The organism is Clostridiales bacterium, assembly GCA_012512255.1.
Lineage (GTDB): Bacteria > Bacillota > Clostridia > Christensenellales > DUVY01 > DUVY01.
In genome coordinates, this window is the sequence record JAAZDJ010000097.1 from 1 (window position 1) to 9,648 (window position 9,648).

10 protein-coding genes are annotated in these 9,648 nt (G+C 45.3%); 7 read left to right on the forward strand and 3 right to left on the reverse strand.

Annotation, left to right across the window (positions count from 1 at the left end; genetic code table 11):
* On the forward strand, window positions 1-1,124 hold a 1,124-nt coding region (locus GX756_05165; GenBank protein NLC17252.1), incomplete at its 5' end, for a glutamate-5-semialdehyde dehydrogenase.
* A gap of 283 nt (window positions 1,125-1,407) precedes the next feature.
* On the opposite strand, the gene GX756_05170 is transcribed toward GX756_05165, so the two are convergent.
* The 3 genes from GX756_05170 to GX756_05180 form a co-directional block, all read right to left on the reverse strand.
* A complete protein-coding gene (locus tag GX756_05170) occupies window positions 1,408-1,605 on the reverse strand; it encodes a hypothetical protein (GenBank protein NLC17253.1) in 198 nt (65 codons plus the stop codon).
* A 214-nt stretch (window positions 1,606-1,819) separates the two neighbouring features.
* On the reverse strand, window positions 1,820-3,193 hold the full coding sequence (gene argH / locus GX756_05175) for an argininosuccinate lyase (GenBank protein ID NLC17254.1): 1,374 nt from the start codon (window positions 3,191-3,193) through the stop codon (window positions 1,820-1,822).
* Between the two features lie 6 nt (window positions 3,194-3,199).
* Window positions 3,200-4,420, reverse strand: coding sequence for an argininosuccinate synthase (locus tag GX756_05180; protein ID NLC17255.1), 1,221 nt, complete (start codon window positions 4,418-4,420; stop codon window positions 3,200-3,202).
* 185 nt (window positions 4,421-4,605) lie between these two features.
* On the opposite strand from GX756_05180, the gene ruvC reads away from it, so the two are divergent.
* From ruvC to GX756_05210, 6 genes are all read left to right on the forward strand, one after another.
* Window positions 4,606-5,100, forward strand: coding sequence for a crossover junction endodeoxyribonuclease RuvC (ruvC, locus tag GX756_05185; GenBank protein ID NLC17256.1), 495 nt, complete (start codon window positions 4,606-4,608; stop codon window positions 5,098-5,100).
* An 18-nt stretch (window positions 5,101-5,118) separates the two neighbouring features.
* Entirely contained in the window at window positions 5,119-5,703 is a 585-nt protein-coding gene (ruvA, locus tag GX756_05190; protein NLC17257.1) for a Holliday junction branch migration protein RuvA, read from the forward strand.
* 4 nt (window positions 5,704-5,707) lie between these two features.
* Entirely contained in the window at window positions 5,708-6,745 is a 1,038-nt protein-coding gene (ruvB, locus tag GX756_05195; protein ID NLC17258.1) for a Holliday junction branch migration DNA helicase RuvB, read from the forward strand.
* Between the two features lie 16 nt (window positions 6,746-6,761).
* A complete protein-coding gene (gene queA, locus GX756_05200) occupies window positions 6,762-7,778 on the forward strand; it encodes a tRNA preQ1(34) S-adenosylmethionine ribosyltransferase-isomerase QueA (GenBank protein ID NLC17259.1) in 1,017 nt (338 codons plus the stop codon).
* A 60-nt stretch (window positions 7,779-7,838) separates the two neighbouring features.
* Window positions 7,839-8,960 carry a tRNA guanosine(34) transglycosylase Tgt gene (gene tgt, locus GX756_05205; GenBank protein ID NLC17260.1) on the forward strand — a complete coding sequence of 374 codons (1,122 nt, stop codon included), beginning with the start codon at window positions 7,839-7,841 and terminating at the stop codon, window positions 8,958-8,960.
* A gap of 103 nt (window positions 8,961-9,063) precedes the next feature.
* On the forward strand, window positions 9,064-9,465 hold the full coding sequence (locus tag GX756_05210; GenBank protein ID NLC17261.1) for a preprotein translocase subunit YajC: 402 nt from the start codon (window positions 9,064-9,066) through the stop codon (window positions 9,463-9,465).
* Window positions 9,466-9,648 lie beyond the last annotated feature (183 nt).

The following is a 9,648-nucleotide window of genomic DNA, read 5'->3' on the forward strand; positions in this document are numbered from 1 at the left end:
TCAAAAATTCCCGAAAAATTTTGGACGCCAATTTAAAAGACCTTGATAACGCCCAAAACAAGCCTTCCCATTACCAAGACAGGCTTAGGCTCACCCCAGAGCGTATTCAGGTCATAGCCAATGGCGTAAAAGAGATTATTCAGTTGCCCGACCCCATAGGCGAGGTTTTGGAGCAATACAAAAACAAAGACAACCTCAATATATCCAAAGTTCGCGTTCCTTTGGGCGTGGTGGGCATAATTTACGAAGCCCGCCCCAATGTTACGGTGGATACCGCGGCTTTGTGTATCAAAAGCGGCAACGCCATAATTTTGCGCGGCAGCCGCGACGCTTACCACAGCAATACCGCGCTTGTCGGGATAATGAAAGAGGCGATAAAACAAGCGGGCGGCAACGACGATATAATAGGCTATATAGATTGCACGCACGAGCAGGCGATAGGGCTTATGAAAGCCAATCAATATATAGATGTTTTGGTGCCCAGAGGCTCGGAAAAATTAATCCAAACAGTTGTCCAAAATTCCACCATTCCCGTCATTGAAACGGGCACGGGCAACTGCCATGTTTACATCCATAGCGCCGCCGATTTGGACATGGCGATTAAGATTGCGGTTAACGCCAAAATCTCAAGGCCGTCCGTGTGCAACGCGGCCGAAAGCCTGCTTATTGACCAAAGCATTTACCAAGAATTTTTGCCCAAGATTTGCCAAGCCTTAGTGGACAATGGAGTGAAAATCAAAGGCTGTCCCAAGACTTGTTCGGTTTTCGCGGCGTGCGAAACCGCCACCGAAAAAGATTATTATACGGAGTTTTTGGACTATATCATATCTGTAAAAGTGGTCCAAGATTACAACGAAGCCATAGACCATATCAACCATTACGGCACAAAACACAGCGAATGCATCGTAACCCAAGACGAGGAGGTTGCGTGGCAGTTTACTAACCGCGTGGACGCGGCCGCCGTATATGTCAACGCGTCCACTAGGTTCACTGACGGCGGGGTATTCGGGCTTGGCGCGGAGCTTGGCATCTCTACCCAAAAACTACACGCCCGCGGTCCTGTTGGCCTAAAAGAACTAACATCATACAAATATATAATCCTAGGCGACGGCCAAGTAAGATAAAAAACCATTAAAACATTTTTTGGGTTTTATAGGTAATTGTTTTTAAAGATTTAGCGGACGAACCCCAAGCCTTATAAAATCTTAAGCATACCTAAACGGTTTATTAAGAGCGACCTGGTAAGTAAGATAAAAATCTATTTGAGCCCAAGCGGCATTGGCAAACAAGATAAAAAAAGCCGCTTTAAAAAACCTATAAGTCTACGCGGCGTTTTAAAGGCAACGGCAAATAGACAAAAAACCGTTAAAGCAACCAACAAGTTTTTTAAAAACACATCTTAAAAAATCATAAGTCTATAAGGTCGCTTTCGTCCTTATAGGCTTTGTTGTATTTGTTCCTTTTTTTGTTTTTGTGGATAGAGTATAACTCGCCGTAGTTTTCGGCCTCTTCGTCGTTTTCAATGCCCGAAGGAATAAGCCCGGTGCATTCGCTCATAGAGGCTAAATTGCTGATATCATAAAAAGTGTCTTCACCCTTGGTCATAATTTCCTCTTTTTTATTTTAGTTATTTGCCTTTTTGGGCGTTTTTATAAAGGCGAAGAATTTTTTCTAATTTTAAAATTAATCCAAAATCGTAAAGATTTTTTATAGCTCTAAAATCCAAAACCCCAAAGATTAAAAATTTGATTTATAAAGCGGAAGTAATCCACCCCAACCAAAAAAACGGCATATCCGCCGTTTTTTTGGTTTTTATTTTTTATAACTCTTTTAATTTTTTCTCCAAAATTTCTATGGTTTTTCGGACTTGGTCGGGCGCTGTTCCGCCCATACTTTTTCGGTTATTGACCGCGTTTTCAAGCTTTACCGCGTCCAAAATGTCTTGCTCAAATTTCGGGCTAAACTTTTTAAAATCAACGAGTTTCAAATCTGTAAGTTTATGATTATTATTTATGCAATACAGCACAATTTGGCCGGTTAGCTTATGCGCGTCTCTAAACGGGACGCCTTTTTTGGCAAGATAATCGGCGATATCGGTCGCCGCGGAATATCCGCCCGAGGCGGACTTATACATCTTGTCCGTATTAAACTTAACGGTCTTTATCACGCCGCACAGCACATCAATGCATATATTGATAGTGTCCTCGGTATCAAATATAATCGGCTTGTCCTCTTGCAAGTCTTTGTTATAAGACAACGGCTGCGCCTTTAAAAGCGCCGCGGCGCTTGTTAGGTTGCCTATAATCTTGGCGGACTTGCCGCGTATTAACTCCAGCATATCGGGGTTTTTCTTTTGCGGCATAATGCTTGAGCCTGTGGAATACCCCTCGTCCAATGTGATATACGAAAACTCGTCGCACGCCCAATAAATCCATTCTTCAGCGAGCTTGGACATATGCAAGCCAATAAGCGCGCACGCGCTTACATATTCTACCAAAAAATCCCTGTCGGACACGGCGTCCAAAGAGTTGGGCGAGATATCCGAAAAGCCCAAAAGCTTAGCGGTCATTTCCCTGTCTATAGGGTAAGCCGTTCCGGCGAGCGCGCCGCTGCCCAAAGGCGAAACATTTAAGCGTTTTTTGCAATCTTTTAACCGCTCAATATCCCGCAAAAACATGCAAACATAAGCGTTAAGATAATGCCCAAGCGTTATGGGCTGGGCTTTTTGCATATGCGTAAAACCCGCCATTATGGTATCGGCGTGGTTTTTGGCGCGCTCCAGCATAATACCGCAAAGGTTTTTTAGCTTGAATACGGTATTGTCAATGCTGTCTTTGAGATACATTCTTATGTCCGTGGCGACCTGGTCGTTTCTAGACCGCGCGGTATGCAGCTTTTTGCCCGCCTCGCCTACGCGCTTTATCAGCTCTTGTTCCACAAAGCTATGGATATCCTCGGCGCCCTCAATTTTAAGCTTAGACTTTTCTATATCAGCCAAAATCCCTTCTAACCCGTCTATTATTGTCTTGCACTCGTCCTCCGATATGATTTTTTGGGCGCCCAGCATTTTGCAATGGGCGATACTGCCCAAGATATCTTGTTTATAAAGACGGCTGTCAAAATCCAGCGAAGAGTTAAACTCTTCCGCCAGTTTTTCGGTTTTTCGCGTAAAAACGCCTCCCCAAAGTTTCATTTTTTATTATTCCTTTTTATATTTTGCCCAAAGTTTTTGTTTTTGGGCGCGCACTTTAAGCGGCAGCCCAAACAGGTTAATAAACCCTTCGGCGTCTTTTTGGTTATAAACCTCGTCTTGGGAAAAAGTCGCCATTTCGGCGTCATACAGCGAATACGGCGAGGCAACGCCCGCGGGGATGATATTGCCCTTATATAATTTCAACCTGACCTTGCCGGTTACGGTCTCCTGCGTTTTGTCCACAAAAGCCGAAAGACTCTCCCTCAAAGGCGTAAACCACAATCCGTCATAAACAAGTTCGGCAAACTTAATAGCCGCCATTTCCTTAAAATGCATAGTCGCCCTGTCCAGCGTTATTTCTTCAAGGTTGTTATGGGCCGCGTACAAAATTGACCCGCCCGGCGTCTCATAAACGCCGCGCGACTTCATCCCTACAAGGCGGTTTTCCACCATATCGGCCACGCCCACGCCGTGCCGCGCGCCAATCTCGTTTAGCGCGGCAATCAACTCGTGGGGCGGGTATTTTTGGCCGTTTACCGTTATAGGAACGCCTTTTTCAAACTCTATTTCCACATACTCGGGCGTATCGGCGCTTTGGGACAAGGGCTTGGTAACCATCAGCAAAGACTCTTTGGGCTCGTTAGCGGGATCTTCCAAATCCTGTCCCTCGTGCGAAAGATGCCAAAGGTTTCTGTCCATACTGTAATTATTTTCTTTGGTTACGGGCACGGGAATATCGCGCGCTTTGGCGTAATCAATGGCGTCCTCGCGCGATTTAATATTCCATATCCGCCAAGGCGCTATAATCTTTAGGTCGGGCGCAAGCGCTTTTATGGTAAGCTCAAACCGCACCTGGTCGTTGCCCTTGCCCGTCGCCCCGTGCGCTACCGCCTTGGCGCCTTCCTTGCGGGCTATCTCAACCAGCCTTTTGGCGATAACGGGCCTTGCGAACGAAGTCCCCAAAAGATATTTTTTCTCATACACGGCGCCCGCCTTCAGCGTGGGAAAAATAAAATCGGTCACAAACTCTTCTTTTAAATCCTCAATATAAATCTTGGACGCGCCGGTCTTTATCGCCTTTTCTTTTAAGGGCGCGAGCTCCTCGCCTTGACCCACATCGGCCGCCATGGCTATGACTTCCATATCGTAGTTTTCTTTGAGCCAAGGTATAATTATGGAAGTGTCCAGCCCTCCCGAATACGCGAGCACTACTTTTTCCTTTGCCATATTATCTCTCCTTGCCAAACATTATCTTGACTAATAATGTTTATAAGTTTATTATTTATTTATAAAATATTTTTATTATATGCCGAATTATAACGCACACAATAATTAAGGCATCAATTTATTGTATAATTATAAATTATTATGTATAAATAGTCAACAAAAAAATAGAGAAAGGCCAAAAAATATTGATTATTATTGGATTTGACCCCGGCTTTGCCACCTTAGGCTACGGGGTGATACAAAAAAACCAAAAAAACGAAATAAAGCCTTTGGACTTTGGAGTAATAACCACGCCCAAAGAATTTTGCATGTCCAAAAGGCTGTGCGCCATTTATGACGCGGTGAATGCGCTGATAGAAAAATACAATCCCGACGCCATCGCCATTGAGGAATTGTTTTTTAACGCCAACACCAAGACGGCTATCAATGTCGCCCAAGCGCGCGGGATTATAATTTTGTGTTCGGCGAAAGGTTGCAAGCGGTTATACGAATACACCCCGCTTCAAGTCAAGCAGGCGATGACGGGCAACGGCAGGGCCGAAAAGCGCCAAATACAATTTATGGTAAGAATGATGCTGGGCCTTAGGCGCGTCCCCAAGCCCGACGACGCGGCGGACGCTTTGGCGGTCGCCCTTACCCACGCCCAAACCAATGACTTAACCAACCAAAATATGCTATAATTTTTTTAGGAGATTTTAATGATTAGTTTTATCAGCGGACGCATAGTGGAAACAGGCGAAAACAAAATAGTGCTGGAAAACAACGGCATAGGCTATGACATTACGGTCAGCAACGACACCTTAGCCAAATGCCAAAACAAAGACAATGTCCAACTTTATATATATATGAGCGTAAGGGAAGACAGCGTGACGCTGTTTGGCTTTTTTGACAAGACCGAAAAAGAGATGTTTTTGCGTTTGATTACGGTAAGCGGTATTGGCCCAAAATTAGCGTCCGTTATTTTATCGGGAATGTCCAGCCAGCAGCTAGCCCTAAAAATAGCGGCCGGCGACCATTTGGCGCTAAGCAAGATAAAAGGCGTCGGCAAAAAAACGGCCGAGCGCATAATAGTGGAACTAAAAGACAAGATAGCGCTAGAAGGCCAAAGCGTTGACTTGGAAGCCCAAGACTTTGACAAAACGCCCCAAAACATAAGCGACGCCATTTTCGCGCTTATGTCATTGGGAATGACCAAGGCCGAGGCTGTAAGGGCCGTTAACAAAGTAAGCGACAAAACCAGGCCCGCCGAAGAGATTTTGGCGGAAGCGCTAAAGAGAGCGTGAGATTATGACAGACGATATAAGATTTTTGTCCAGCGCTTTGACGCCCGAGGATTTGGACATGGAAGTCACTTTGCGCCCCCAAAGCCTTAAGGAATTTGTCGGGCAGCAAAAACTCAAAGAAAACCTATCTATATATATAGAAGCCGCCAAAATGCGCGGCGAGCCGCTGGATCATGTTATGTTATACGGGCCGCCCGGCTTGGGCAAGACCACATTGGCGCATATCATAGCCAACGAGATGGGCGTCCAATTTAGGATAACCAGCGGGCCGGCGATAGAGCGGGCGAGCGACTTGGCGGCTATTTTGACCAATTTGCAAGAGCGCGATGTCTTGTTTATTGACGAGATCCACAGGCTCAACCGCGCGATAGAAGAAATACTGTATCCCGCGATGGAAGACTATTGCCTTGATTTTATGATAGGCAAAGGTCCCTCCGCGCGTTCAATGCGCCTTAAGCTTCAAGGCTTTACCTTGATAGGCGCCACAACCAGAGCGGGCAATATCACAAGCCCTTTGCGCGACCGCTTTGGCGTTATTTTCAGGCTTGAGATGTATTCGCCCGAAGAATTGGCAATAATAATCAAAAGGTCGGCTTCAATCTTAAATATCAAAATCAGCGAGGAGGCGGCGACCAAGATAGCCTCTTGTTCTAGGGGCACGCCCAGAATCGCCAATCGGTTGTTAAAGCGCATAAGAGACCACGCGCTGGTGGACGGGTCGGATATTATAGATTTGCCCGTTGTCAAAAAAGCCTTTTCCAAAATGGACATAGACTCATTGGGGCTGGACGAGTCCGACCGCAAATTGCTTTTGACAATGATAGAAAAATTTGACGGCGGGCCTGTTGGCGTGGACACGCTGTCTGCCGCCACGGGCGAGGAGGCCGTAACCATAGAGGATATAATAGAGCCGTATTTATTGCAATTAGGGTTTTTGGCGCGCACCCCGCGCGGCAGGGTGGCGATGCCCGCGGCGTATAAGCATCTTAATCTTAAGCCCAAAGACATCCAATTAAGCATAGACGACATTATCGGCGACTAAACAGGATAAATTATTGATGGACAAAAGCGATTTTTATTACGAACTCCCCCAAAAACTTATTGCCCAAACCCCTGTCTATCCAAGAGACTCAAGCAGGCTGTTGGTCTATGACAGGGCGCAAGATAAAGCAACGCATACCATATTTAGAAATATCGGCGACTTTTTAGAAAGCGGCGATGTTTTGGTTATAAATAACACCAAAGTAATACCCGCAAGGCTTTTGGGCGCAAAAACCACGGGCGCCAAGGCCGAGGTTTTGCTGTTAAAAAGGCTTAACCTAACAGATTGGGAAGTTTTATTAAAGCCCGCCAAAAGACTGAAGCCCGGCGCGGAGATTGTTTTTTCAAAAAAACTAAAGTGTCAGGTCTTGTCGGAGGGCGAGGGCGTTTGGGTGGCAAGGTTTGAGTTTTCGGGCGTGTTTGAGCAAATCTTAGACGAGTTGGGGCAAATGCCCCTTCCGCCTTATATCAGGCAAAAACTTTTGGACAAATCAAGATACAACACGGTTTACGCCAAAATAGAAGGCAGCGCCGCCGCGCCCACGGCGGGCTTGCATTTTACGCCCGAGCTAATCCAAAGCCTAAAAGACAAAGGCGTAATCTTTGCCGAGGTTTTGTTAAATGTCGGCTTGGGGACATTTTTGCCCGTAAAAGCTTCCAAGATTGAAGACCACCATATGCATAGCGAATATTACGAAATATCGCGCCAAGCCGCCGACATTATAAACCTTGCCAAAGCTCAAAACAGACGGGTAATAGCCGTGGGCACAACCAGCGTAAGAGTATTGGAAAGCCGCGCGGACAATGACGGCCGCGTTCAAAGCGGCAGCGGCGAAACAGATATATTTATCTATCCGGGCTATAAATTCAAAGCCATAGACGCGCTGATAACCAATTTTCACTTGCCCGAGTCCACGCTTATTATGCTGGTATCGGCTTTTGCGGGCAGGGAAAAGGTTTTGGATTTGTATCGGCAGGCGATAGGGCTAAAATACAGGTTTTTTAGCTTTGGCGACGCGATGTTTATTACTTGAAATTTAGCGGCGATGTTTTATTATTTAATATAACGCTTATAATTTAAGGATAATATATAAATGCAAAACTTTTCGTTCAAAACTATAAAAGTGTGCGCCCAAAGCGGCGCGCGCATAGGCGAGCTAAGCACCCCGCGCGGCGTAGTCCAAACGCCCGTGTTTATGCCCGTGGGCACGCGCGCCACGGTCAAAAGCCTCGCGCCCCGCGACATAAAAGAAACGGGCGCGCAAATAATTTTAGCCAACACCTATCATTTATATTTAAGACCCGGACACAAGATTATAAAAGCGGCTGGCGGGCTTCATAAGTTTATGGCGTGGGACGGCCCTATTTTGACGGACAGCGGCGGGTTTCAAATTTTTTCGCTTTCCAAGCTGCGAAAAATAAACGACGAAGGAGTCCAGTTTTGTTCGCATATAGACGGCAGCCTCCACAAACTTACCCCCGAATACGCGATAGAAATCCAAAACGCCTTGGGCGCCGATATAATTATGGCTTTTGACGAGTGCGTAAGCTACGGCGCGGACTATGACGAGGCAAAAGACGCCTACAAGCGCACGCTTAATTGGCTTAAGCGCTGTAATAACACGCACCAAAACCCCGCGCAAGCGCTCTTTCCCATAGTTCAAGGCAATATGTATGAAGACTTGCGCAAAGCGGCCATTTTGGAAACCTTGCCTTATGCCAAACACGGCTTGGCGATAGGCGGGCTTAGCGTGGGCGAACCGCCCGAGGTTATGTATAAGATGCTGGATGTTTTGCGCCCTTATTATCCCGAGCGTTTGCCAAGATACCTAATGGGCGTGGGCAGCGCCGATTATATTTTGGAAGGCGTCATAAGGGGGATAGATATGTTTGACTGTGTCCTGCCCACAAGGATTGCCCGAAACGGAACGGCCATGACCGCCCATGGCGCGCTAACCATACGAAACAGCCAATACAAAGAAGACTTTTCGCCCATAGAAGAAGACTGCGACTGTTACGCGTGCCAAAACTTCTCAAGGGCGTATATAAGGCATTTGGTCAATGTCAACGAGATTTTGGGCGGAAAACTTTTGAGCATCCATAATATCAGGTATCTTATAAGGCTGATAGAACGGATAAAAGAGGCTATATACGACGACCGCTTGCTTGATTTTAGGGAGGAATTTTATCAAAACTACAAAAAATCGGCTAATTAGACGTCTCACAATTATGTCAAATTTTCTATAAAGCCTCAATTCGCTTGTAAATAATCGCGCAATATTATATTATTGTATTATTACAAGAAGGAGATAATTATTGATGATACAGTTTTTATTAGAGACCGCGGGCGGCGGCAACGCTTTTAAAGATAATTGGGTGTTTTGGGTTTTGGTTGCTGCTTTGCTTATAGTGTTTATAATTTTGCCCATTTTCACCCAAAGACGCAACAACAAAAAATACAAAGAAATGATTGAAAAAATTCATATAGGCGATGAAGTAAAAACAATAGGCGGCATTGTGGGCAGAGTTGTAGAAATACTAGACAAGTCCGAAACCGAAAAATATATGGTCTTGGAAACGGGCATAGGCGGCAGCAAAAGCACTATGGTCTTTGATATGAACGCCATACTCAATGTGGTAAACCCCGCAATCCAGCCCCAAGTAGAAAGCCTCGACCAAGAGCAGTCCCAAGACCAAGAAAAAGACCAAGAAAATATTTAAATTCCCCTAAATACACCAAAAATGCGTTTTTATTTTTTTAAAACGCATTATTTATACCCAAACGCAACAAATAAAAACTTATAGAATTTTTTGTTTTGAAAAATATTTTTTTAATGCTTGAAAATATTTTTTTCTAATGCTTGTTTGCTTAATAACAGCTAAAAAATTAGCGTTTCGGCTTAA

Bases quoted from the DNA above. Each gene is read 5' to 3' on its own strand.
- ruvA (NLC17257.1), top strand. From the start codon at position 5,119: ATGATTAGTTTTATCAGCGGACGCATAGTGGAAACAGGCGAAAACAAA.
- GX756_05170 (NLC17253.1), bottom strand. From the start codon at position 1,605: ATGACCAAGGGTGAAGACACTTTTTATGATATCAGCAATTTAGCCTCT.
- GX756_05210 (NLC17261.1), top strand. From the start codon at position 9,064: ATGATACAGTTTTTATTAGAGACCGCGGGCGGCGGCAACGCTTTTAAA.
- argH (NLC17254.1), bottom strand. From the start codon at position 3,193: ATGAAACTTTGGGGAGGCGTTTTTACGCGAAAAACCGAAAAACTGGCG.
- tgt (NLC17260.1), top strand. From the start codon at position 7,839: ATGCAAAACTTTTCGTTCAAAACTATAAAAGTGTGCGCCCAAAGCGGC.
- GX756_05180 (NLC17255.1), bottom strand. From the start codon at position 4,420: ATGGCAAAGGAAAAAGTAGTGCTCGCGTATTCGGGAGGGCTGGACACT.
- queA (NLC17259.1), top strand. From the start codon at position 6,762: ATGGACAAAAGCGATTTTTATTACGAACTCCCCCAAAAACTTATTGCC.
- ruvB (NLC17258.1), top strand. From the start codon at position 5,708: ATGACAGACGATATAAGATTTTTGTCCAGCGCTTTGACGCCCGAGGAT.